Source organism: Micromonospora sp. NPDC049230 (assembly GCF_040647875.1).
In the GTDB taxonomy this organism is placed as follows: Bacteria; Actinomycetota; Actinomycetes; order Mycobacteriales; family Micromonosporaceae; genus Micromonospora.
Genome location: NZ_JBEZCZ010000025.1, coordinates 68,362 through 92,347, shown reverse-complemented (window position 1 = coordinate 92,347; position 23,986 = coordinate 68,362). Strand labels below are relative to the sequence as shown.

The 23,986-nt window shown below is 70.7% G+C and carries 19 protein-coding genes; 8 read left to right on the top strand and 11 right to left on the bottom strand.

The features are described 5' to 3' along the window. The first annotated feature begins 140 nt into the window (after positions 1–140). The 3 genes from AB0A95_RS21075 (at position 141) to AB0A95_RS21065 (ending at position 3,686) form a co-directional block, all read left to right on the top strand. A complete protein-coding gene (locus tag AB0A95_RS21075; protein WP_357557454.1) occupies positions 141–2,645 on the top strand; it encodes a DEAD/DEAH box helicase in 2,505 nt (834 codons plus the stop codon). A 99-nt stretch (positions 2,646–2,744) separates the two neighbouring features. Beyond that, the gene (locus AB0A95_RS21070; RefSeq protein ID WP_357557453.1) at positions 2,745–2,954 is read left to right on the top strand and encodes a hypothetical protein; all 210 of its coding nucleotides are present in this window, start codon (positions 2,745–2,747) and stop codon (positions 2,952–2,954) included. Positions 2,955–3,107: 153 nt separating this feature from the next. Continuing rightward, positions 3,108–3,686 carry a hypothetical protein gene (locus tag AB0A95_RS21065; protein WP_357068555.1) on the top strand — a complete coding sequence of 193 codons (579 nt, stop codon included), beginning with the start codon at positions 3,108–3,110 and terminating at the stop codon, positions 3,684–3,686. A 345-nt stretch (positions 3,687–4,031) separates the two neighbouring features. Here the strand turns inward: AB0A95_RS21065 and AB0A95_RS21060 are convergent, their stop codons facing one another. From AB0A95_RS21060 to ssd, 7 genes are read right to left on the bottom strand one after another with little or no spacing between them, the layout of a single operon-like run. Continuing rightward, positions 4,032–4,427: an Rv3654c family TadE-like protein gene (locus tag AB0A95_RS21060; RefSeq protein ID WP_357557452.1), complete on the bottom strand. Its 396-nt coding sequence runs from the start codon at positions 4,425–4,427 to the stop codon at positions 4,032–4,034. Further along, on the bottom strand, positions 4,427–4,870 hold the full coding sequence (locus tag AB0A95_RS21055; protein ID WP_357557451.1) for a TadE family type IV pilus minor pilin: 444 nt from the start codon (positions 4,868–4,870) through the stop codon (positions 4,427–4,429). The genes AB0A95_RS21060 and AB0A95_RS21055 overlap by 1 nt, the downstream gene beginning before the upstream one ends. Next, entirely contained in the window at positions 4,867–5,034 is a 168-nt protein-coding gene (locus AB0A95_RS21050) for a DUF4244 domain-containing protein (protein WP_081883916.1), read from the bottom strand. The genes AB0A95_RS21055 and AB0A95_RS21050 overlap by 4 nt, the downstream gene beginning before the upstream one ends. A gap of 22 nt (positions 5,035–5,056) precedes the next feature. Then, positions 5,057–5,698, bottom strand: a complete 642-nt coding sequence (locus AB0A95_RS21045; protein ID WP_357557450.1) for a type II secretion system F family protein — start codon at positions 5,696–5,698, stop codon at positions 5,057–5,059. Then, a complete protein-coding gene (locus AB0A95_RS21040) occupies positions 5,695–6,978 on the bottom strand; it encodes a hypothetical protein (RefSeq protein WP_357557449.1) in 1,284 nt (427 codons plus the stop codon). Before AB0A95_RS21040 ends, AB0A95_RS21045 begins: the two co-directional genes overlap by 4 nt. Continuing rightward, the gene (locus AB0A95_RS21035; RefSeq protein ID WP_357557448.1) at positions 6,975–8,186 is read right to left on the bottom strand and encodes a TadA family conjugal transfer-associated ATPase; all 1,212 of its coding nucleotides are present in this window, start codon (positions 8,184–8,186) and stop codon (positions 6,975–6,977) included. Before AB0A95_RS21035 ends, AB0A95_RS21040 begins: the two co-directional genes overlap by 4 nt. Beyond that, the gene (gene ssd, locus AB0A95_RS21030; protein ID WP_357557447.1) at positions 8,183–9,286 is read right to left on the bottom strand and encodes a septum site-determining protein Ssd; all 1,104 of its coding nucleotides are present in this window, start codon (positions 9,284–9,286) and stop codon (positions 8,183–8,185) included. Before ssd ends, AB0A95_RS21035 begins: the two co-directional genes overlap by 4 nt. A 99-nt stretch (positions 9,287–9,385) precedes the next feature. Here ssd and AB0A95_RS21025 point away from each other — a divergent pair, with 99 nt between their 5' ends. Further along, entirely contained in the window at positions 9,386–10,312 is a 927-nt protein-coding gene (locus AB0A95_RS21025; RefSeq protein ID WP_357557446.1) for a hypothetical protein, read from the top strand. Between the two features lie 100 nt (positions 10,313–10,412). Here AB0A95_RS21025 and AB0A95_RS21020 read toward each other — a convergent pair whose 3' ends face one another. Both AB0A95_RS21020 and AB0A95_RS21015 read right to left on the bottom strand, forming a co-directional pair. After that, complete coding sequence (locus AB0A95_RS21020; protein ID WP_357557445.1) at positions 10,413–11,678, bottom strand: glycosyltransferase; 1,266 nt, start codon at positions 11,676–11,678, stop codon at positions 10,413–10,415. An 8-nt stretch (positions 11,679–11,686) separates the two neighbouring features. Beyond that, on the bottom strand, positions 11,687–12,313 hold the full coding sequence (locus AB0A95_RS21015; RefSeq protein WP_357557444.1) for a tetratricopeptide repeat protein: 627 nt from the start codon (positions 12,311–12,313) through the stop codon (positions 11,687–11,689). A 209-nt stretch (positions 12,314–12,522) separates the two neighbouring features. On the opposite strand from AB0A95_RS21015, the gene AB0A95_RS21010 reads away from it, so the two are divergent. After that, positions 12,523–14,961 carry a hypothetical protein gene (locus AB0A95_RS21010; RefSeq protein WP_357557443.1) on the top strand — a complete coding sequence of 813 codons (2,439 nt, stop codon included), beginning with the start codon at positions 12,523–12,525 and terminating at the stop codon, positions 14,959–14,961. Between the two features lie 954 nt (positions 14,962–15,915). Here the strand turns inward: AB0A95_RS21010 and AB0A95_RS21005 are convergent. Next, positions 15,916–16,281, bottom strand: a complete 366-nt coding sequence (locus AB0A95_RS21005; protein WP_357557442.1) for a hypothetical protein — start codon at positions 16,279–16,281, stop codon at positions 15,916–15,918. 426 nt (positions 16,282–16,707) lie between these two features. Between AB0A95_RS21005 and AB0A95_RS21000 the strand changes: the two genes are divergently transcribed. Further along, positions 16,708–17,511: an HAD-IB family hydrolase gene (locus AB0A95_RS21000; protein WP_357404568.1), complete on the top strand. Its 804-nt coding sequence runs from the start codon at positions 16,708–16,710 to the stop codon at positions 17,509–17,511. Between the two features lie 164 nt (positions 17,512–17,675). Here the strand turns inward: AB0A95_RS21000 and AB0A95_RS20995 are convergent, their stop codons facing one another. Then, positions 17,676–18,422 (bottom strand): oxidoreductase, encoded by a 747-nt coding sequence (locus AB0A95_RS20995; protein WP_357557441.1) that lies wholly within the window; start codon positions 18,420–18,422, stop codon positions 17,676–17,678. 310 nt (positions 18,423–18,732) lie between these two features. Between AB0A95_RS20995 and acs the strand changes: the two genes are divergently transcribed. Both acs and AB0A95_RS20985 read left to right on the top strand, forming a co-directional pair. After that, positions 18,733–20,697: an acetate--CoA ligase gene (acs, locus tag AB0A95_RS20990; RefSeq protein WP_357557440.1), complete on the top strand. Its 1,965-nt coding sequence runs from the start codon at positions 18,733–18,735 to the stop codon at positions 20,695–20,697. 268 nt (positions 20,698–20,965) lie between these two features. Then, positions 20,966–23,761, top strand: a complete 2,796-nt coding sequence (locus AB0A95_RS20985; RefSeq protein WP_357557439.1) for an immune inhibitor A domain-containing protein — start codon at positions 20,966–20,968, stop codon at positions 23,759–23,761. Positions 23,762–23,986: the final 225 nt, after the last annotated feature.

Genomic DNA, 23,986 nt, shown 5'->3' with positions numbered 1-23,986 from the left:
CGGTCCTCCTCGCCAGAGCCGTAAACTCTCGTGGGCATCTAACCACTACCGCCGGTGCGGCCTGCGGACGCCAGCGGAGGCTTCCCCTTACCCCCCGGCCCGACTTTTCATCTCCGAACACCAGTGCGAGAGTGCAGGGCGTGACCTCCAACGACTTCAGCTCGGCGCAGGGCACGCCGCGCCATGACCTGGAGTCGTCGCCCGCGGCCACCGTATCCGCTGGTCGCGGCCTCGGGCCAGCGCCCGCCGACCTGCTGCGCCGGCTGCGGGCCCGGGGCGCCGCCGACCCGGTCACCCACGTCGAGCGGGTGCCGGCCCGCGCCGGGGTGCCCGCGCCCTGGCCGCCGTGGGCGCCGGCCGAGCTGCGCGCGGCGTTCACCGGACGCGGCGTCGTCGCGCCGTGGCGGCACCAGGCCGAGGCGGCCACCCTGGCGTACGAGGGTCAGCACGTGGTCGTCGCCACCGGCACCGCGTCCGGCAAGTCACTGGCGTACCAACTCCCGGCGCTGGCCACCCTGCTCGCCGACCCCCGGGCCACAGTGCTCTACCTCGCGCCGACCAAGGCGCTCGCCGCCGACCAGTTGCGGGCCGTCGCCGCGCTGGGGCTGGAGGGGATACGCCCCGCCTGCTACGACGGGGACACTCCGCGCGCCGAACGGGAGTGGATCCGCAAGCACTCCCGGTTCGTGCTGACCAACCCCGACATGCTGCACCACGGCATCCTGCCCGGCCACGCCCAGTGGTCCGGTTTCCTGCGCCGACTCGCGTACGTGGTGATCGACGAGTGCCACACCTACCGGGGCGTGTTCGGCTCGCACGTGGCGCACGTGCTGCGTCGACTGCGCCGGCAGTGCGCCCGGTTCGGGGCCACCCCGGTCTTCGTCCTCGCCTCGGCGACCTCCGGCGACCCGGCGACCACTGCCGGACGACTGACCGGCCTGCCGGTGACGGCGGTCACCGAGGACGCGTCGCCGCGCGGCGGGGTGACCTTCGCACTCTGGGAGCCGCCGCTGCTGCCACCCGAGGCGGACTCCGCCGCCCCGGTGCGGCCGGACTTCTCCCCGTCGGTACCGCCGCAGGCGTTCGGCTCCCCCTCGGTACCGCCGCAGGCGATCGGCTCCCCCTCGGTACCGCCGCAGGCGTTCGGTGAGCACGACGACCTCCGGCAGGTCCGACGGTCGGCGCTGCGCGAGACCGCGGACCTGCTCGCCGACACTGTCGCCGAGGGGGTACGCACACTCGCGTTCGTCCGCTCCCGCAAGGGCGCCGAGGTCGTGGCGGCCAACGCGCGCCGCTCGCTGGACGAGGCGGTGCCGGGGCTCGGCGACCGGGTGGCCGCCTACCGGGGCGGCTACCTGCGCGAGGAGCGGCGCGAGCTGGAGCGGGCGCTGCTGCACGGCGACCTGCTCGGCCTGGCCTCCACCAACGCGTTGGAGCTGGGCGTGGACCTGGTCGGGCTGGACGCGGTGCTGATCTGCGGCTACCCGGGCACCCGGGCGTCGCTGTGGCAGCAGGCGGGCCGGGCCGGGCGTTCCGGGCAGGAGGCTCTCGCGGTGCTGGTGGCCCGCGACGACCCACTGGACACCTACCTGGTGCACCACCCGGAGGCGATCTTCGGTGCTCCGGTGGAGGCGACGGTGCTCGACCCGGCCAACCCGTACGTGCTGGCACCGCAACTCGCCTGCGCCGCGTTCGAGGCGCCGCTCACCCCGGCCGACCTGGCACTCTTCGGCGACGGGGCGAAGGAGGCGGTCGACGAGCTGGTGGCGGCCGGCGCCCTGCGGCAGCGGCCCACCGGCTGGTACTGGCGACACCGGGAGCGGCCCGAGGTGGACCTGCGTGGAGAGGGCGGCGCCCCGGTCTGCGTGGTGGAGTCGTCGACCGGCCGGCTGCTCGGCACCGTCGACGGCGGCTCCTCGCACTTCCTGCTTCACCCCGGTGCCATCTACCTGCACCAGGGTGTCTCGTACGTGGTCGACGACCTCGACCTCGCGGACGGCTGCGCGCTGGTGCACGCCGAGGAACCGGACTGGTCCACCCATGCCCGCGACGTCACCGACCTGTCCGTGGTGTCGGTGCGTTCCTACGTGGACGCCGGGCCGGTCGGCATGTTCCTCGGCGAGGTGGACGTGACAAGTCAGGTCGTGTCCTACCAGCGGCGGCGGATCGCCACCGGCGAGGTGATCGACACCCGACCGCTTGACCTGCCCACCCGGGAGCTGCGCACGGTGGCGGTCTGGTTCACCCTGTCGCCGCAGTCGTTGACCCTTGCCGGGGTCCAGCCGGCCGACGTGCCGGGTGCGCTGCACGCCGCCGAACACGCCGCGATCGGCCTGCTCCCGCTGATGGCCACCTGCGACAGGTGGGACATCGGCGGGCTCTCCACAGCGGTCCACCAGGACACCGAGGCACCGACGGTCTTCGTCTACGACGGGCACCCGGGTGGAGCGGGTTTCGCCGAGCGGGCGTACGCAACGGCGTCGGCCTGGCTGCGGGCCACCCGGGACGCGATCGCCGAGTGCGGCTGCGAAACCGGCTGCCCGTCCTGCGTGCAGTCGCCGAAATGCGGCAACGGCAACAACCCGCTCTCCAAGCCCGACGCGATCCGGGTGCTCGACGTGGTGCTGGCGAACCTGCCCGACTGAGCGGGTTGCATGAATCGGCACGCCACTGGGCACAATGATGTGGGAGCGCTTCCATAGATGCCCATACTGTCGATCGCCCCCCGTGTCCGAGGAGGAGCCGTGGCCGACACCATCGCCGAGACCGTCGACCTGCTCTACAGCATTGACCAGGATCAACTCACCCTCGACCAGCAGATCGCGCTCGGGTCGGCGCTGGCCAACCTGGCTCAGGCCGAGCGCCTGGAGCAGATCAACGAACGGCTGCGCGTGATCCACCAGGTCGTCAACACCTGGGCGCTGCGCGCCGCCACCACCCCTGACGGGCGCTGATCCGCCTCTGCTCGGCACCGGCAACGGCATTTTGGACTGGCCGTCCGACGGCCCCCGACGGCTGCCCAGCATCATGCGATCGGCGACGGCGGGAAGCGCGACGGTTGTCAGGCTGTGCGAGACTCCGGCGGACCAACCCCCTGAGGAGTTCACATGCAGCTCGACAACTTGCAGAGCCAGCACCAGTTCCACGTCCGCCAGCGCCTGCGCATGATGGTCAACCAGTACGAGGTCCGTGCGGTCTCCCCGGACGGCACCGAGGGTGAGCTGCTGGCGTTCGCGCAGCAGAAGCGGCTCGCCTTCAAGGAGCAGGTGACGATCTACACGGACGATTCGAAGCAGCAGCCCCTGCTCGGCTTCAAGGCCCGCCAGCGCATCGACCTCGGCGCCACCTACGACGTGACCGACGCGGCCGGCAACCCGATCGGCTTGTTCCGCAAGGACTTCGCCCAGTCGCTGCTCCGATCCACGTGGCACGTCGAGCAGGCCGGTCTGCCGCAGGTGACGGGCCAGGAGCGCAGCCTGCCTGTCGCACTGCTGCGCCGGTTCGTCGACTCGTTGTCCTGGCTGCCCTACCACTTCGACTTCACCGCCGGTGGTCAGCCGGTCTTCACCGTGGTCAAGAAGTGGGGCCTGCGCGACAAGTACGTCGTCGAGGTGCAGCACCCGCAGATCGACCGCCGCCTGGTCATCGCCATGGCCGTCGCCCTCGACGCGCTCCAGGCCCGCTGACAATCCCGGCCCCCGCTCTTCGGCCGCTGGCCGGGACAAGGCCCTCGGACCTGATCCCGGCCAGCGGGCCGTCTCCAGGAAGTCCGCCAGCGTCTCCGCGAACCAAGCCGCTACCGCGAACCAAGCCGCTACCGCGAACCGAGCTGCCGCCGCGAACCAGGCCGCCACGCGAACCAGGCTGCCGCCGCGGACCAGGTTGTCGCCGCGAACCAGGCTGCCGCCGCGAACCAGGCTGCCACGCGAACCAGGCTGCCGCCGCGAACCAGGCTGCCGCCGCGACAGACGATGCCGCCTTGGGCCGGGTAGCCGCCGTGGACGGAGGGCCGCCGCCCAGCCCCATGTTGTTCAACCGCGCACCGGGCCGGCGCGGGCCGTCGACGTGGCGATCCGGGTCAGGCCGGGAAGTGGCGTGAACGTCACCTGAACGGTCACCAGCACGTCGAGCCCGTCGAGGCGGCAACTGGCAGTCCGACCGGCATTGCGGCCGACGATGTCGGCAGCGGACGCGCAGGCCGTAGCCTCGCCGTCGAGCGGGCGGGCGGCGCCAGCCAGCGCACCGAGATCGGCTGCCACCGCCGCCCGCTGACCCGCGATCTGGGCTGCGGCGACCGCGGCGCCGAACGTCCCGACCAGCACGAAGACCAGCCCCGTGGCCAGCAGCAGGACTGTCGCGCCGCCGCGCTGCGCGTCCGGCGGGTCACCATCGAATCGCTCGGCGTTCGGGCCGTGGGTCTGTCGCACTACCGACCCCACTCGCCAGCGCCGGGTTCCACGGCGGCGACCGCTGTGGCGACCACTGTGATCCGCGGCAGCCAGCCACCCAGCGTCCGGACGGGCGCTCGTACCGTCGTCTGCACCCGGTTGCCGTCGACGGACACCGAGACCTCCGCCCCGGGCGGTGCCGCGCGTCCGCCTTCCGCGCTGCCGTCCGCGCCGCGCGCGGCAGCCAGCGCCGCTTCCCGGGCGGCGTGCAGGCAGCTCGCCTGCGCGCTGACGGCGTTGACGGCGGTGAGGCCGGTCAGCAGGAGCAGGAGCAGCGCCGGCAGGCCAGCCGCCAGTTCGGCGGTGAACGACCCTCGGTCCCCGCCGGCGGCTCGCTCGGCAGCACGGGTTCTCCGTCCGCCGGCCGCTCGCTCGGGATGCTCAGGCCTCCGATCGCGGCCAGCCTGCCGGCGCCCGATCACTTCAGCGCCCGGTCGATGACGGCGGTCAGCGCCGACTGGACGTTGCCGGAGGTCAGCACCTTCAGCAGGATCCCGGCGAAGGCGACTGCGGCGAGCGTGCCGACGGCGTACTCGGCCGTGTTCATTCCGGCATCGCCGCGCAGGCGGGCGATGAGTTTACGCATGGCTGTTTCCCTTCTCGATGGGTCAGAGCACGTCGCCGAGAACGGCGACGATCACCGGCACCAGGCCGGCGAGAATGAACGCCGGCAGGAAGCAGAGCCCCAGCGGCAGGACGATGAGCACGCCGGCCCGACGGGCTGACGCCTCGGCCGCGGTGGCCCGGTCGGCACGCAGGTCGTCGGCGAGCCGGGTCAGCGCGCCGGCCAGGGCGGCGCCGCTGTTGGCGGAACGCAACGCCGCCGCGGTCAACCGCTCCGCACCTGGCACTCCGTCCAGCGCGGACCACGCCTCCGCCGGGCCACCGCCGAGCAGCAGCGTGCGGCCGGCCCGCGCCAGCCGCGCGGCGAGTGGTCCGTCCAGAGCCTCGGCGACGGCCAGCACCGACCGATCCACAGGTGCGCCCGCCCGCATCGCGGCGGCCAGCAGGTCGACCGCGAGGGGCAGATCGACGGCCTCCCGCAGCCGCCGCCTGCGCACCCCCGGTGACTCGATCCGCCGCAGCAGGAGATCCAGCACGAACGCGGTCGGCAGCGCACCGAGCAGCCCCAGCCAGCCCTCGACGACCACGGCTACGGCGAGCCCACCCAGCCCTGCGGTGAGACGGATCGCGTCCGGCCGCCGCCAACCGACCCAGCTGCGTTGGCTCGCCGAACTTCGCGACATCATCCGGCCCGCCCCGGCGCCGCGCCCAGCCGTTCCGCCCAGAGCAGGCCGACGACCTGAAGGGCCACCGCGAGGACCGCACAGAACCCGCCGACACGGCTGTGCAGCAGCACCGCCAACGGGTCGACGCCTATCCCGTACCCGAGCCCGATCCCACCCACCGGCAACGCCGCCAGCAACCAGGCCGTGGCCCGGGCACCGGCTGCCTGGGCCGCCGCGGCGGCCAGCCCCCGGTCGGCCGCCCGCGCGTCGGCCTCGATCCGTTCGACGAGGTCCGCCAGCGGCGCTCCAGTCCGGTCGGCCAGTCGCACCGCCGCCGCCGTCAGCTGACGCAGCCGGTCCGAGCTGTCCCGCCCATCGGTGGCGGCCTCGATCGCGCGCTGGACGGGCAGGCCGGCCCGAAGGTCCGCCGCGAGGCCACACAGTTGGTCGAGCCCACGTCGCCGCCTTCGCTCGGCGCCCCGGTTCACTCGCCGGCGCAACACGGCGCGCACGGCCAGTGTGGCGTACCCGCCCACCGCGACAGCTGCGACCGGGCCGCCGACCACGGCACCGACACCACCTCCCAGCGCCCCGACCAGCGGCAGCACACGCCTCGACGAGCGCGGTGCTCGCTGCGGCGCGACCCCGCTCGGTCCATCGGCCGAACCGACGAACCGCTTGCCCCGGCGTCCCCCGGCCGTTGCCGCACCGGGGATGCCGCCCCGACTGTCCGCCGAGTCGCCGCGCCCGAAAGCCGTCACCGCGTCCGAGACCTCGCCCCGATGGCCCACGCCCGCACCGCCGTCGACGACAGTCATGGCGGCCAGGGAGGTGCCGGCCCGTCGTTCCGTATCCCGGATCGCGGCCTCGGGCTCGGGCTCGACGGTGCCAGCCGGACGCCGGGAATCCCGGCGGGTCGGCGGACGGGTCGGGCCTACGGGACGGGCGAACCCCACCGATCCGCCCATCGCCCCGGACCAACCTGGGCTGCTGGCGACGTCCCGGCTGGGCCAGCCGAGCGCGGTCGGTCTCCCGTCCAGAGCCGCGGTGGACCGCGAGCGATAGGGGACGCCAACCGGAACGTCCGGGGTCAGCGAGCCGCCCGGCCGGTCGACCGGCCCGTCCGGCGTGCGGCCAAGCTCCCGGATCCACTCCACGAGTGCGTCGTTGGGATCAGCTCCGCCGATCCCGCGTCCCGTCGTCAGCACCCGACGTCGGCGCGCCCGGATGGTGTGCACGGGCCACGCCAGCAGGGCGGCGGCGACGAGCAGCAGCGCCGCCACCATCGTCGCGGCGCTCATGCGGGGCCCGCCGATCCGGGCCACGGCTCACTGAGGATCGGCGGCACCGCCACGCCACGCTCCCGGAGCAGCGCGCCAAGTGCCCGGGCGGCCAACCCGAGCCCGCTGCCGCGTACCCAGGCGGGCACCACTGTCACCAACCGTTCCGGCCCCTCGGGCAGGAGCAGGCAGACCGACTCCAGGACGCGTCCCCGGTCGCCACGCCGCACCTGGAACAGCACCTGCAACGCGGCAGCCACCTGGGCGTGTAGCGCGGCGCGCGGCAGCCCACCCAACATGCCCAGCGCCTCCAACCGGGCCGGCACGTCGGAGGGGGTGTTGGCGTGCAGTGTGCCAGCGCCTCCGTCGTGGCCGGTGTTGAGCGCCGCGAGAAGGTCGACCACCTCACCGCCCCGGCACTCCCCGACCACCAGGCGGTCCGGACGCATCCGCAACGCCTGTCGGACCAGGTCGCCGAGGCCGACCACACCCGTTCCCTCCACATTGGCGGTACGCACCTGAAGCCCCACCACGTGCGGATGCCCCGGACGCAGCTCGGCGGCGTCCTCCACCAGCACGATCCGCTCGGTGGCCGGCACCAACCCCAAGAGTGTGTTGAGCAGAGTCGTCTTGCCCGACCCCGTTCCCCCGGTGACCAGGTACGCCAGGCGGGCAGCCACGACGGCAGCGAGCAGCGGCGCCACCGGCCGCGGCACGGTCCCGTGGCGGACCAACTCGTCGAGCGTGAACGGTCGATGTCGGAAGGTCCGCAGGGACAGGTAGGGACCCTCGGTCGCCACCGGCGGCAGCACGGCGTGCAGACGGGTGCCGTCGGGGAGCCGGGCGTCCGCGTACGGGGAGCCGTCGTCGAGCCGCCGGCCCGCGCTGGCGATCAGCCGCTGTGCCAACCGGCGGACGTCCTCGATCGAGCCGAACGGGACCGCGACCTGTTGCAGCCCGGACCCACGGTCCACCCAGACCCGGGTCCCGTTGACGAGGACGTCGGTGACCTCCGGGTCGGCGAGCAGTGGAGCAAGCGGCCCGGCACCGATCAGGTCGTGGTGCACTCGGTCGGCTATCCGCAGCAGGGCGTTGTCGCCGAGCACCGCAGCGGTTGGCTCGGCCCGTACGGCGGAGACGATCGCCGCCGCGGTGACCGGCGTGGTGGCGGCGGCGATCCGCTGCCGTACCCGAGCAGCGAGGGTGCTGTCCTGCGGCCGGCCGGTCATGCCACACCCGTCGCCGGCACACCGGTCAGGTCGGTGACGATCCGTTGGCACAGTGCGGCCAGCGGGCCTTTACCCGCGGCGGCCGGCGCCTCGCCTCGTTCCAGCCCTCGGCACAGCCCCGGCTCGGGGCGCAGCGTGCCAGCCAGTTGGAGGCCGAGAGCCCGGGCCACCTCGGTCGCCCGTAGTCGGCCTGGCGCAGGCCCCCGCACCACCACCGAAAGGGCAGCGCAGTGTGGGGCGGCGGCGGCCACCACCCGAGCGGCCGCAGCAGTGGCGCGCAGTTCGGCGGGGACGACGACGAACGCCTGGTCGGCCGCCTGCAACGCGACCACCGCGGCGTCGTCCAACTGTCGGGGCACATCGACCACGACGAAGTCCCGACCACGCCGAGCAGCGTCCACGGTCGCCGCCATCGCCGCCGCTGGCAGCGCCAGCATCTCGCCTCGGTCCCAGGAGAGCACCACCAGGTCGCCCCGGTTGGGTAGGGCACGCACCAGCGCAGGGGCGTCCACCCGCCCGTCGGCGCTGGTGAGTGACGGCCAGCGCAGTCCCTCCAACTGCTCCCAGCCCAACACGAGGTCGAGGCCACCGCCGAGTGGGTCCGCGTCGACCAGCAGGGTGCGCAACCGGGCCCGAGCGGCGGTCACGGCGAGGCCACCGGCGAGCACACTCGCCCCGGCGCCGCCCCGGCCACCGAACACCGCGACGATCCGGGCGCCGGCACCGTCCGAGCGGTCCGGACCCTGCTCGGCGAACCGGTCCACCAGCCACGGCTCGGCGATGGGCAACATGGCGACGTGCTCGGCCCCGATCAGCTCGGCGATCTGCCAGCCGGGGTCCAACTGGCCGGCTCGGCCGACCAGCACCAGCCGAGGTCGCTGCGGCATCCGGGCACGCAGACACGACTGCGCCTGGTCTGCGCCGAGCAGCACCAGCGGAGCGGGTTGCCAGCGGGTGCGGGCGGCCGCCGGGTCGCGGGCAAGCTCCACCTCGGCCCCGCCAGCGGCGGCGAGCCGGAGCAGATCGTCGAGCAGATCGTCGTCGCCGGTGACGACCAGCGGAAGCCGGCGGATCGGCGGAACGGAGGTACGGGATGGCATCGCGGCCTCCAGCGGTCGGGCTCTGGTATGCCGCCGACCTTGCTCGGAAATCGCACGGCAGGCCGCCCCGATCGCGCCGCCTGTGGACAACCTCGTGGGTTGTGGACAACGTCCGCCGAGTCAGTTGATCTGCTACGCGCGCGCCCTGTCCGCCACCGCGCGAACTACCGCGCCGACGCAACGGCCCGCGAGAACGACGGCGCGCCAGGACTGTCGGTCCGGGTGAGTTCGAAAATCATCTGGTACGCGCCGACCCGCACCGCCGTCAGCGTTTGGATCACGCCTGCGGCGAGCCGCCCGGTGGCCACCACGGTCTGCGAGGATGCTCAGATGCCGCTGCGTGGCTACCTCGATGGGTTCCAACCGCCGGTTGCCGCGTCAGTCCTCGTGGACGCCACGCCCTGGCTGGACGATCCCTTGTTCTGGCCAGCCTTCCTCCTCGCACCGGGCGGCTCCCGGACCGCCGCGGCGGCCTTCGACGCAGACCCGGCGGATGTCGAGGACTACGTGTCGGCGTTGCATCAGCACGACAGCTGGCCGGTCATCTCCCTGGGCCTCGCCCAGGGCCACCGCCTGCACATCCTCTTCCGCAACTTCGATGGCGACTCGGGATGGGACTACCTGGTTCAACCGGTCGGCTCCGACACGGCGATCACCGCTGCCGCCCTGGAGGGTGGTTTCCAGGGGCCGGCGCTCTCCTGGGCCGACTTGGTCAGGACAGCGAGCCAACCAGACTCGATGCGCAGCCCCGCCGAGCGTCTTCTCCTCCTCCTTCCCGCAGTCGGCGATTCCGGTCTCCCACCCGAGGCCCAGGATGTCGTGACCGCAGCCGTCACCGCCGTCGGGGCCGAGCACCGGCAGGACGACGTAGCACGGGAACTGTTGAGAGCAAGCCACCGGTTCTGGGGCGACTGCGCCTGGGGCGAACGAGACGGCATGTCCGTCTGCCTCGGCGTGCACAGCCCACGCCAGGTGGGAGCGGGCCCCGGCCAGTTGGCACTGCTGGCCGAAGCCTTCGGCGGTTAGACACCGAGGTCAGGCACGACGCTCGCCGCCGCTCCGGCCACATCGGACGGCTCGACCCCATCGCCTCCACGCCGAGGACCGGCCATGCAACGCCCGAAACTCAAATGTTCAGCGGACCGCCGTTGCGTAGGGCGTCATCCTTGATCGCAATGAGATTCGCGGACACGTACGGGATGTTGTGCGCCTGGTGCCATTCGCTCGGAAAATACGTGACCAGACGCGACGTCTGGAAGCGACATTTGATCTCGGGCACGAATCGAGAGTAGTTGGCGTCCGTGAAATACCAGAACGAGTTTTCGTTGTAGAACGCCACGTGCGTCGGATCCTGGTAGGCGCCACGACCGTCGGTGCTGGGCGTCAACGACAACAACATTCCGTTCGGGGCGAGCAGACGGTACAACTCGTTGAAGAGTGCAATTTTGTCGGGGATATGCTCCAGGAAGTCCGCAGCCCGGATGACCCCGACACTACTGTCCGGCAGGTCGACGCCCTTGGTTATGTCGCAGACCATGTCGACGCCCGACCCATCATGGTAGTCCAGGCCGAGATAGCCTTCCGGCTTGTTGTGGGCGGCACCCAGGTCCAGCGCCAGCAGCCCCTGCCGCCGTGACCAGGCCAGCGCATTCTGTTGAATGTTCCGGTCGTAGATCTCCACCGTACGTTGCTGGATGCGGGCGTTGACATCGGGGATGCGCTGCGTGTTCTTGGGATGCATCCGCTGCAGGTAGAGGCATTTTTGAATATGGTGGAAATCGCTCACCTGGTACATCCGAGCCATGAGGTCGGCGTCGTCCGCGACGTCGAGCGACTCGTCGTACCCGCCGACCTTCTCATAGATGTCCCGGCGGAAGGCTCGCACGTGGTTCGGTGCGTACCAGATGTAGCTCACGTTGTGCGGTGTCGGCGGCAACGCCCTACAGACCAGCACCTCGCGGCCGTCCACCTTCTCGTCGTAGTGCCGCCAGCCGAACGAACTCGCGAAACGGTCCTCAGAACGGCCGCCGTCCTCCTGGATCTGCGCGGTGTCGCTGTAGACGAACCCCACCTCCGGGTTGGCGTCGAAGGCGTCGACGATCTGTTGCAGGCAGTCGCTGCTGAGCAGATCGTCGTCGTCAAGTTCGACCAGGATGTCCCCGGCAGCCTCGGCGCAGGCGTACCCCTTCACGGCACCCACGCCGTTCAGGTTGTCCTGAACAATGAGCCGGATACGGTCGTCGTGCCTCTCCGGCCGCCAACGAGACCCCTGGTTGAGGATGACCACCCATTCCCAGTCGGTGAAGGTCTGCGCGACGAGTGAGCGGAAACATTCGTCGATGAAACGGGTGCGGTTGCTTCCCGTGAAGACCGTTACGCGTGGTGCGTGCATGGGGCCGGTCACCTACCCGCCGGAGTCGAGGATCGTGCGGCCGGGGCCGGACGGTACTTCGCCGGAACGGCCGAGGTGAGCCCCTTGTCCAACCGGATCGCTGCCTTGAAGGCGTCCCGCGCCGCGGAGTCCTCACCGGTCTGGGCCAGCAGCATGCCCAGTCGCAGGTAGGCGGTTGACGACTTGTTGTCGATCGACACGACCTTTCGGTAGATGTCCATCGACGTCGTCGGGGCCTTACTCTCCAGCGCGATCGCCTTGTTGAAAAGAGCCGGCTTGTAGTTGCCGTCGGTCGCCAACGCCTTGTCGTAGTTGGTGACCGCCTCGTCAGGCTGGTTGCGCGACTGAGCGATGAAGCCCAGGTTGAACCAGGCGAACTTGTTGTCCGCCTCGGCGGCCACCACCTTCTCGAAGGTGGTCTTCGCGGCGTCGAAGTTGCCGGCTTGACCCTGTTCGACACCGAGCTTCAGCAGATCCGCCGGCGCGGTTGCGGCGCTGCTGTCGCCGTTCGCCTTGTCGCTGTCGCCGGAGCTGCTCGCCTGCGGCTTCTCGGCAGGCTTGTCGCTGCATGCCGCGACTCCGGTCAGCAGGACCGCACCACAGGCGAGTGACCCGAATATCTGACGTGTGCTCATTCTTCCTCCTTGACGGTAACGGGGCGGCTGGCGTTGCTACCGTCGACCGACGCCCGACCCGACTTATTGGCCGCAGGCCCAAACGCCAGCGGTGCGGACAACGAGATGCAGGACACCCAGATGTCGGCGCCTCCGCCGGTGAAGGTGAACTGGTAGCCGCTTATCGAGAGTGGCTGGATAAGCACCGGGTTTACGCCCGCCCCCGAGAGTTGGTATCCGGTTCCGACGGCAATGTCTCCGGCCTGGCAGCCGAAATCGACGGGGGTATCCGCAATCACGGTCAGCGGGCCCTGAATGTAGGCGGCCTGGATCCCGTTGCCCGCCACTCCCTGCACGCCCTGGGGACCCTGCGGTCCTGCTACGCCCTGAGCGCCCTGAGCGCCTGCGTCGCCCTGGGCACCCTGAGCGCCTGCGTCGCCCTGGGCACCCTGAGCGCCTGCGTCGCCCTGGGCACCCTGGATTCCCTGGGCACCTGTCACGCCCTGAGCGCCAACCTCGCCCTGGGCGCCCTGGAAGCCCTGGGCACCTTGGACGCCTTGAAAACCCTGGGCCCCTACGTCGCCCTGAGGTCCCTGAACGCCCTGCAAGCCCTGGGCACCCTGAGCGCCTTGCGCCCCCTGAACGCCGGTCTCGCCTTGAGCACCCTGAGCGCCCGTGTTGCCCTGGAAGCCTTGCGCACCCTGAACACCGGCGTCACCCTGCGCTCCCTGCGGGCCCGCCTCGCCCTGGAAGCCTTGGAAACCTTGCACACCCTGAACACCGGCGTCACCCTGCGCGCCCTGAGCACCCTGGGCACCGGCGTCACCCTGCGCCCCCTGAACGCCCACCTCGCCCTGCGCACCCTGAGCCCCGGCATCGCCCTGCGCACCCTGAGCCCCGGCATCGCCCTGCGCACCCTGGAAGCCCTGAGTTCCCTGTGCACCGGCGTCGCCCTGAGCACCCTGCGCCCCCTGAATCCCGGCGTCGCCCTGCGCACCTTGAGCGCCTTGAACCCCGGCGTCGCCCTGCGCACCCTGAACCCCGGCGTCGCCCTGCGCGCCCTGAACGCCTTGTGTACCGGCCGCGCCCTGCGCACCCTGCGCACCCTGAGCCCCGACCTCGCCCTGCGCACCCTGGAACCCTTGGGCACCCTGAACACCCTCAGCGCCCTGCGCACCCTGCGCACCGGCCTCGCCCTGCACACCTTGAACACCCTGCGCGCCCTGAACACCGACATCACCCTGCGCGCCAGTCTCGCCCTGGAAACCTTGAGCACCCTGAACGCCCACACCACCCTGAGCGCCCTGAGCACCCTGCGTACCGGCCTCGCCCTGCGCACCCTGGGCGCCGCTGTCGCCCTGCGCACCCTGCGCGCCCTGCACCCCGGCCTCGCCCTGCGCACCCTGAGAGCCCTGTACCCCGGCCACGCCCTGCGCACCCTGCGAGCCCTGGACACCGGTGTCGCCGTGCGCACCTTGCGCGCCCTGCGCACCCGTCTCGCCCTGAAAACCTTGAGCACCCTGAACGCCCGCACCACCCTGCGCGCCCTGGGCACCCTGCGCGCCCTGCACCCCCGCCTCGCCCTGCGCACCCTGGATGCCGGTGCCGCCCTGCGCACCTTGAGCGCCCTGAACCCCGACGTCGCCCTGCGCGCCCTGCACCCCCGCCTCGCCCTGCGCACCCTGGATGCCGGTGCCGCCCTGCGCACCTTGCGCGCCCTGAACCCCGACGTCGCCCTGCGCACCCGCCTCACCCTGAAAACCTTGAGCACCCTGAACGCCCGCACCACCCTGCGCGCCCTGAGCACCCTGCGCGCCCTGCACCCCCGCCTCGCCCTGCGCACCCTGGATGCCGGTGCCGCCCTGCGCGCCCTGCGCACCCGCCTCACCCTGAAAACCTTGAGCACCCTGAACGCCCGCACCACCCTGCGCGCCCTGAGCACCCTGCACCCCGGCCTCGCCCTGCGTACCCTGGATGCCTTGCGCACCCTGAGCGCCCTGGATGCCGGTGTCGCCCTGCGCACCTTGAGCGCCAGAGGCACCCTGCGCACCCGTCAAACCCTGGAAGCCCTGAGCACCCTGCGCGCCCACCGCGCCCTGAGCACCCTGTACACCGGCGTCGCCCTGCGCACCTTGAGCACCCTGCACACCGGCGTCGCCCTGCGCACCTTGAGCACCCGTCTCGCCCTGGAGGCCTTGGAAACCTTGGGCGCCCTGAACACCTGCATCACCCTGTGCGCCCTGAGCACCGGCCGCACCCTGCGCACCCTGAACGCCCGCATCGCCCTGCGTACCTTGGAAACCCTGCGTACCTTGGAAACCCTGCGCACCCTGCGTACCCGTCGCGCCCTGCGCACCCACGTTGCCCTGTGCGCCTTGAACGCCCTGCGTGCCGGCCTCACCCTGCGCGCCCTGAGCACCCAGAGCGCCCGTGTCCCCCTGGGCGCCCTCGATTCCCTGGGAGCCTTGGGCGCCGGTCTCGCCTCGGGCACCTTGGAAGCCTTGCGCCCCCCGTTCACCTTGTGCGCCCGCGTCGCCCTGCGCACCCTGAGCGCCTGTGTCGCCCTGGGGGCCTTGAGTGCCCTTGGAGCCATGCGAATCGTGTGGGTACTTGCCCTCGTCGTGTTTACCCCACGGGCCCTGCCAGCCCTGTGGGCCACAGTCCGTTGACGTGTTCGGGAACTGGTCCGACGAATCAAGATCACCGCCGTCCTGGGGGACTGTCGACCAGGACACCGGCCAACCGCCGTACTGCCCAAGCGGGCCCGGAGTGCCTACGTGCACGCCGCGGGCAGCGGAGGTCGCTTCCTCGGGTCGCGCTGCGGTTGCGGGCCCGCCCGTCATTCCGACTACCAGCAGGGCAGAGCTCAGCCCTGAAGCGGCGCGGCCATGCTTCAGGGCGCGCTGCAGCCGTCGGTCGTTGCTCATGACCCCTCCAGAGAGCCACCCCGGACACACCCAGAGCTACTTTGCGATGACTTACCGTCACTTATTAGGCGAGTTGCAGCGTATTGGACTGATTCATCCACTGAGGGCGTTTTAGCAGGAGGGGACGGCTTTTTAGATCAAAGTGGATATTAGTCATGATTTCTGGGCCAGCCGCAGCCCGGATCGGCAGCCCAGAACCACTCATCCACAGGGCTCGCAGTCGGCGGCGAATCACCTCCAGGCTGATTGGCGGTGATCGCTCCGCCTATGGCGACGCGCACGCGGCCGGTCGTCGACCACAGCTCAACCGTGATCGCCTGGCACAGCGCAAGTGCTTCCACAGGAGTGCTGGCCGCCGTCCGGACGCGCCGGCACCGCGGCAGTCAGGCGCCTACCCGCAACCGGGCGCACCTCGGTCCCGGAGCTTCTCTCACGAACGGCCACAGTGGGGCGACGATCGGTCGCGGTCGCTGCGGCGTTCCTCTTCCAGGCCACCGGTACGCGTCGACGTGCTGTGCCCGCCAGTGACGCGCCGGTGCGGTGTCCGCTGGAGACGGACCGACGATGGCATGGCGGCGCACTGGCCGCTTCGCCATGACTGGGCCGACGCTGGGCCCTCTCCGCGCTACGGCTGCTCGGCTGCGAGCCCGCTACAGCCATCCGGCATCCGGTGGCGGTGGCGGTGGAAGACGGTTCCTACAGCTCTTCTGGGGCGGGCCGCAGCAGACCCAACTGCGGATCGAAGCAGACCAGGCCGTGTTCCGCCGCGATTCGCGCGGCACCAGCCGAGACCTCCGCAGCGCGGCTGTACACCATCGGGAAGTAGACGAACGGTCCCGACGCCTCCCCCATCAGTGGCCCCGTCGACCACGGGCTCCGCTCGTCGTCCTCGGTGAGGTCGATCCACCGATCGAGAAGGGCTTCGACATAGGCTCGGATGCGCGGCGTCGGCGGAATCTGGCCTACACCGACACAACTCGCGTAGAGCGCCTCGAAGGCGGTCAGCGCCGCGGCGTTGTCGGCCGGCCTGTCGCCCTCCCACACTGCCAGGTCATAACTCATGCGCCGGAGTGTGCCAGCCAGCAACGACATGTCGCGGTACGGGACAGCCGCCGTACTCAGTGAGCAGCCGAGGGATCACGGTGGCACGCTCCCAAGGGAAAGGGACGACCCCCGTCGGGGGGAGACGGGGGTCGTCGAAGGTTCGGCTCCGGGGGGGTCGAGCCGAACCACTCAGCGGCCACGGGGGGTGCAACCGCTGAGGGCTTGTCTGTTTCGAGGATGTGAAAGCTCGTCGTACGGACAAGTCTGCCTGAGCGGACCCGTCACGTCGAGTGGTGTCGACCCCACTCACTGCGAAAATCTCCTCGCAGAGTGTGAGCGTGATCACGCAGAGCGGGATTAATGGTGCCAGCCGACAGGTCCTGGACGGGTGGCCTGCCCCCGGGCACCCGCCGACGATAGACCATCCGGCTAGACTTTCGCGCCGTGGGCCGAAGTGCCGCTTTCTTCGATCTGGACAAGACCGTCATCGCCAAGTCGAGCGCCCTGGCGTTCGGTCGGCCGTTCTACCGGGACGGGCTGATCACCCGGCGTGACGTGGTCAAGTCGGCGTACGCGCAGCTGATGTTCCGGCTGGGCGGCACCGACGAGCAGACCATGGCCCGAACACGGGACTACCTGGCTGCGCTCTGCAAGGGCTGGCAGGTGGAGCAGGTCCGCCAGATCGTCGCGGAGACACTGCACGAGCTGATCAACCCCTATGTGTACGCCGAAGCCGCAGTGCTGATCGCGGAGCACCAGGCGGCCGGGCGGGACGTGGTCCTGGTGTCGGCCTCGGGCGAGGAGATGGTCCGCCCGATCGGCGAGTTGCTCGGTGTCACCGACGTGATCGCCACCCGGATGACGGTCCGGGACGGCCGGTACAGCGGCGAGGTCGAGTTCTACGCGGCCGGCCCGAGCAAGGTCGAGGCGGTCGGCGAGCTGGCCGCCGCCCGGGGTTACGACCTGGCCGACTCGTACGCCTACTCCGACTCGTACAGCGATCGCCCTTTGCTGGAGTGCGTCGGACACCCGAGTGTGGTCAACCCGGACCGGCAGCTGCGCAAGCTGGCCTCGGAGAACGCCTGGCCGGTCCTGGAGTTCCGGCACCCGATCCCGCTGGGCCGCCGCCTGCGGGAACGACCCGCCGTCCCGGTGGCCGCGGCGGCCCTGGGCGTCGGAGTGGGCGTGGCGATCGGCATCGCCTGGTACGGCCGTCACCGTCGCACCCGAGCCGCCGCCACCGCCTAACCACCCACCCCACCCCCGCGCCACCCACTCTCGGGTCGATCATGGAGTCGTGGTGGGCATCTTCAACCGATTGGCACCTTTTGCGGCCCACCACAACTGCATGATCGACGCGGCAGGGGCGGGGCACAGGGGCGGGGCACAGGGGCGACGCGCAGAGGGTCCGCTCAGGTGGTGGCGAGGATCTTGTCGCCGATGGCGGTGAGTTGGTCGGCGCCGACCTCGACGGCCGACATGTAGTGGCGCAGCCAGGAACGCAGTCCGTCCGGGGTACCGGTGGCGAAGGCACCTGCCGAACCGACGTACTCGGGTTCGCGCTCGCGGTGCCCGACATCGACGGCGAGCAGGCCACGCGGGTCGAGGCCGCTGGCGAGCAGCACCAGCCGGGCCGCGCCCCGGGCGACCACGCCGGACGGCCCGGCGAACGGGCGCAGGTTCAGCAGCTCTCCGTGGACGACCGCGGCCAGCACCAACGGGGAGACCTTCGTGCCGCCGGCGACAAGCCCGGCGAGCCCGTCCAGCCGGGTGGCGACCACGGGGTCGGCCACCGGGCGGCCCAGCTCGGCCTCCGGCACGATGTCGCGCGCGGCGAGCACGTGCAGTTTCGCGAGCGCCTGGCGGGGTGCCTTCGGCCACAGGTCACTCAGGCTGGGCAGTGCCCCGGCGACCCGCAGGGCCCCCTGGAGCACCGGATCGGTCACGGTGCCGGCCCGGACCGCCTCGCGTTCGTGTACGGCCCCCTCAAGGGCGGCGCTGGCCACTGCGGAGCGGAGGCTGACCTCGGCGACGACCTGCCCACCGTGCCGGCGCAGCGCCCGGTGCCCGAGCGCCTGGTCGAATCGTTCCCGGGCCCGCTCGACGGCGGCGGGGACGTCGGCGAGCGCGAGCAGGGGCGCGAGCGGGTCGGTGGTCACCCCGTCACGCTAACGACCCGACCCGACCCGGCGGGGCGCACCCGGCCGCAGCGCGACCCGGACCACCCGCCCCGGCGCCGCGTTCGGGCCGACACCCGTCGCGGACACGGGTTCCTTGAAGTCGGGGTGTCCGCCTGGCCTGAACGCCACGCTTTCCAGGAACCCGTGTCGATCAAGGCGACCCGGGCCGTCGGGCGCGCGGCGGGGGCCGCTCGGCGCGACGAGGCGGGCGGCGGTCGCCGGCCGCAGGACCCGCGACTACCCTCGTGCCCAGCGAGACGCAGGTCACCCGAGGACGAGGAGTCACGGCATGAGCGAGGCATTGGCCAATCTGCTGAACGAGACGCGCCAGTTCCCCCCGCCGGCCGAACTCGCCGCGCACGCCAACGTCACAGTCGACGCCTACGCCGAGGCCGAGGCCGACCGGCTCGCCTTCTGGGCGAAGCAGGCCGACCGGCTGGCCTGGTCGACGAAGTGGGACGAGGTGCTCGACTGGTCGAACCCACCGTTCGCGAAGTGGTTCGTCGGCGGGCAACTCAACGTGGCGTACAACTGCCTGGACCGGCACGTCGAGGCGGGCCGGGGCGACAAGGTCGCCATCCACTGGGAGGGCGAGCCGGGCGACACGCGCACTCTCACGTACGCCGACCTGCACGAGTTGACCTGCCGGGCGGCGAACGCGCTCACCGAGCTGGGTGTCACGGCCGGCGACCGGGTGGCGATCTACCTGCCGATGATCCCGGAGGCGGCGGTCGCGATGCTGGCCTGCGCCCGGATCGGCGCGACGCACAGCGTGGTCTTCGGCGGCTTCTCCGCCGACTCGCTGAGCAACCGGATCCAGGACGCCAGCGCCAAGGTGGTGATCACCGCGGATGGCGGCTACCGGCGGGGCAAGCCGTCGGCGCTGAAGCCGACGGTGGACGAGGCGGTGGCGAGTTGCCCGTCGGTGGAGCACGTGCTTGTGGTCCGCCGCACCGGCGAGGAGGTGGCCTGGTCGGCGAAGGACCGCTGGTGGCACGAGACGGTGGAGACCGCGTCGGCCGAGCACACCGCGCAGCCGTTCGACGCCGAGCACCCGCTGTTCATCCTCTACACCAGCGGCACCACGGCCCGGCCGAAGGGCATCCTGCACACCACCGGCGGCTACCTGACCCAGGCGTCGTACACGACGCACGCGGTGTTCGACCTCAAGCCGGAGACGGACGTCTACTGGTGCACCGCCGACATCGGCTGGGTCACCGGCCACACCTACATCGTGTACGGCCCGCTGTCCAACGGCGCGACCCAGGTGATGTACGAGGGCACCCCGGACACCCCGCACAAGGGCCGCTTCTGGGACATCGTCGAGAAGTACAAGGTCAGCATCCTCTACACCGCGCCGACGCTGATCCGCACGATGATGAAGTGGGGCGAGGACATCCCGGCCGGTCACGACCTGTCGTCGCTGCGGCTGCTCGGCAGCGTCGGCGAGCCGATCAACCCCGAGGCCTGGATGTGGTACAGGGAGTTCATCGGCGGCGGAGCGCTGCCCATCGTCGACACCTGGTGGCAGACCGAGACGGGCGCCATGATGATCTCCCCGCTGCCGGGGGTGACCGCCACCAAGCCGGGCTCGGCGATGGCCCCGCTGCCGGGCATCGTGGCCGACGTGGTGGACGACCAGGGCCAGTCGGTGCCGAACGGTGGTGGCGGCTACCTGGTGCTGCGCGAGCCGTGGCCGTCGATGCTGCGCACCATCTGGGGTGACGACAACCGGTTCATCGAGACCTACTGGAGCCGGTTCGAGGGCATGTACTTCGCCGGTGACGGGGCGAAGAAGGACGACGACGGGCACATCTGGCTGCTCGGCCGGGTCGACGACGTGATGCTGGTGTCCGGGCACAACATCTCCACCACGGAGGTGGAGTCGGCGCTGGTGTCGCACCCGTCGGTGGCCGAGGCCGCGGTGGTGGGCGCGACCGATCCGACCACCGGGCAGGCCATCGTCGCGTTCGCCATTCCGCGCGGCAGCACCGACATCGCCGGCGACGCCGGTGAGCAGCTCATCGCCGAACTGCGCAACCACGTGTCGAAGACGCTCGGGCCGATCGCCAAGCCCCGGCAGATCATGCTCGTGCCGGAGCTGCCGAAGACCCGCTCCGGCAAGATCATGCGCCGGTTGCTGCGCGATGTCGCGGAGAACCGGTCGCTCGGTGACGTGACCACGTTGCAGGACTCGTCGGTGATGGAGCTGATCTCCTCGGGGATGAGCGGGGCGAAGTCCGACGAGGACTGACGACAGGCGTACACACCGGAGGGTGGCGGTCCGTGCGGACCGCCACCCTCCGTTATTTCTTACGGGTACGGCCCGCAGCGTCCCGCCGCTGTCACATCGGTCGGTCGGCTGATCCGACAGCGGCTAAACGGCCACAGACGGTGGGTCTCCGCTGTCCTTTCAGCCGGTTGTGATTTAGGTTCACGCAGGTTGGAAGAATTCGACACTCGTCACATCGACGGTCGGACGACCCCACGTCCTCCTCCCCATGCCCGAGAAATGGAGCGGCATGAACCACAAACCGCAGTCCGGGGCGCGACGACGACTACTCGTCGCGTTGCCCGCCATCGCCCTCGCGGCCACGTCACTGACCGTGACGGGCAGCGCGGCAGCCCAGTCGGCCTCGCCGACACCTCAGGCGGTGATCGGCGCGGATGAGCACTACATCAACTACGCCGAGCCCGAGGTGCAGCCGGACACCACCGGCCGCGAGGTGAAGGGCAAGGGTGGCGTCTACACCCCTGCCGTGGAGTCCGCGCGCGAGTTCGACCAGAAGCACGCCCGGGGCAACCCGGTGACCGCCCGGCAGTTGGCCAAGGACGAGGCCAAGTCGCTGAAGACCGGTCAGAACCCCCGCAAGTTCAAGAAGGCGCCGACCACGCAGACGGCGAAGCTGCTGACGTTGCTCGTCGAGTTCAACGACAAGGCCAACGACGACTTCACCGGCGTGATGGTCCCGAAGACGGTGTTCGAGGACCGCACCTGCGTGCCCGGCACCGTGCAGAACGGGCCGAAGCACAACAAGATCCCGGACCCGTCGCGGCTGCCGCACGAGGACAACAACTCGATGTGGGTGCCGGACTTCTCGCCGTCGCACTACAACAAGATGCTGTACAGCAAGAAGGGCATCACCGAGCGGGTCCGCAAGGACCTGAAGGGCCCGGACGGCAAGAAGGGCATCGACCTCTCCGGTCGCACCATGCACAACATGTACCTGGAGATGTCCAAGAACGCGTACACGGTGGAGGGGCAGGCCAGCCCCTGGATCACCGTGCCGCACTCGGAGGGCTGGTACGCGGCCAACCGCTGCTTCCAGGACGAGACCGGCGCCTGGGTTCCCGGCCGGGAGCAGTCGATGAACGGCCACCCGGACAACCCGGCCGGCGCGGGCCGGTTGGCGACCGACGCGATCGACGCGCTCGTCGCGAAGGACCCGACCTTCCCGTGGGCCGACTACGACATCGAGGACCAGGCCGACCGCGACGGTGACGGCAACGTCTTCGAGCCGGACGGCGTGATCGACCACCTCGTGCTTGTGCACGCCGGTCAGGGCAAGTCGCGTGGCGGTGGCGCCGAGGGCGTGTACGCCGTCTGGGCGCACTCCTCCACGGTCGCCGGTGGTTACACAATCCCGGGCACCAACCTCAAGGCGTCGAACTACATCGTGCAGCCGGAGGACGCCGGTGTCGGTGTCTTCGCCCACGAGTTCGGCCACGACCTGGGCCTTCCGGACCTCTACGACACCTCCGGCAACGCCGACTCCGACGTGGACTTCTGGGACCTGATGGCCTCGGGCTCGCACTCGGGTGAGATCTTCCAGGCGCTGCCCACGCACATGGGCATCTGGGACAAGTGGGTGCTCGGCTGGGCCGACCCGCTGACCATCCGTCCCGGGTCCAACCCGCGTGAGGTGAAGCTCGGGCAGACCTCGCGTACGCCCATCGACTCCGAGGACGGCATCAAGGTCGACCTGCCGGACAAGGTGACGACGCTTGCCACGCCGCACAGCGGCACCAAGATGTGGCACAGCAACAACGACCAGAGCTGGGCCGACGTCAAGCTGAGCCGGTCGGTCGACGTGCCGTCGGCGGCGGACGCCAAGTTCTGGATGTGGAACAACTACATCATCGAGGAGGACTGGGACTACGGCTTCGTCGAGCTCTCCACCGACGGCGGCGCGACCTGGACCGAGCAGAAGGTGTACGCCGAGGGTGGCGCCGTTGTCACCACGCCCGACGGCTACCCGGACCCGAACGGCCGGATGAACGACTTCGGCGGCAAGAAGTACGGCCTGACCGGCAGCACCGACGGCTGGCGCCACGACTACGTCGACCTGTCGGCGTACGCGGGGACGACCGTGCAGCTGCGCCTGCGCCAGGCCACCGACGAGGCGTTCGAGGAGCGCAACTGGTTCGCCGACGACTTCTCGGTCACCGGCGGCGGCGCCACCACGTGGAGCGACGACGTCGAGGGCGGCGCCAACGGCTGGACCGCCACCGGCGGCACCTTCGTCGACACCACCGGCGCGGGTTGGAAGATCTCCAGCGGCACCGAGGTGCACGCGCAGTTCTACCTGGCCGAGTGGCGCAACTTCGACGGCTTCGACAAGGGCCTGAAGTACGCGTACGACACGATCTACTCGCACGAGGCGTGGAAGGTCGACCGGATCTCGTACAACGCGCCGGGCATGCTCGTGTGGTACCGGGACAGCGCGCTCGGCGACGTCAACCACGTCACCGGGCAGATGACCGCCCTGCCCAGCTACGGCGCGAAGGGCGGGTTGCTCATCGTCGACTCGCACTTCGACCCGTACCGCCGCACGGGTGTGGCGGCCGAGAAGGACCCGTCGGTGACGGACAACCTGCCCAGCCGTCCGCAGTCGGCCAACGCGGCCTTCGGCCTCCAGAAGACGTACCAGTTCACGGAGTGCCTGGAGGCGGCGGACCAGCCGTACAGCGCGTACTGCACGAAGTTCAAGGCGCAGGCACCGGTGAAGTCCTTCACCGACGCCAAGACCTGGTACCCGGGCATCGAGATGCGGGATGGTTCTCCGTACGCCCGGGACAACGACGCCTCGGTTGTCGTCCCGTCGCGGAACAACGCGCCGTACACCACCCGGGTCACCCACCCGGACGGCAGCCCGGCGCCGGAGTTCTACGGCGTGACCCTGAGCGGTGGCGCGATCGTGCTGGGCACCGGCAACCCCGGTGACGCGGGCGTGAACTACGGCGTGTCGCTCACCGTCAAGAAGGCCGCGAAGGACAACTCGTCCGCCACGATCTTCGTCACCCCGGCGAAGAAGTAGTCGTCCGGTTGAGCGGTAACTGATTTCAGCGGTGTTGGTGGGGCCGGTGGCGGAGACGCCTCCGGCCCCACTGTCGTACATCGATCACAATGATCGAAATGTGTCGTTGCACTCCCCGGGCGGCCGGTCCTGCGCTGGTCAATGTGGCTGATGAAGCGCCGGGGTGTGACGGCGGAAAGCATTCCCAACAAAATCTCGCAACAAATCGACGCGTTCGTCTTCCCA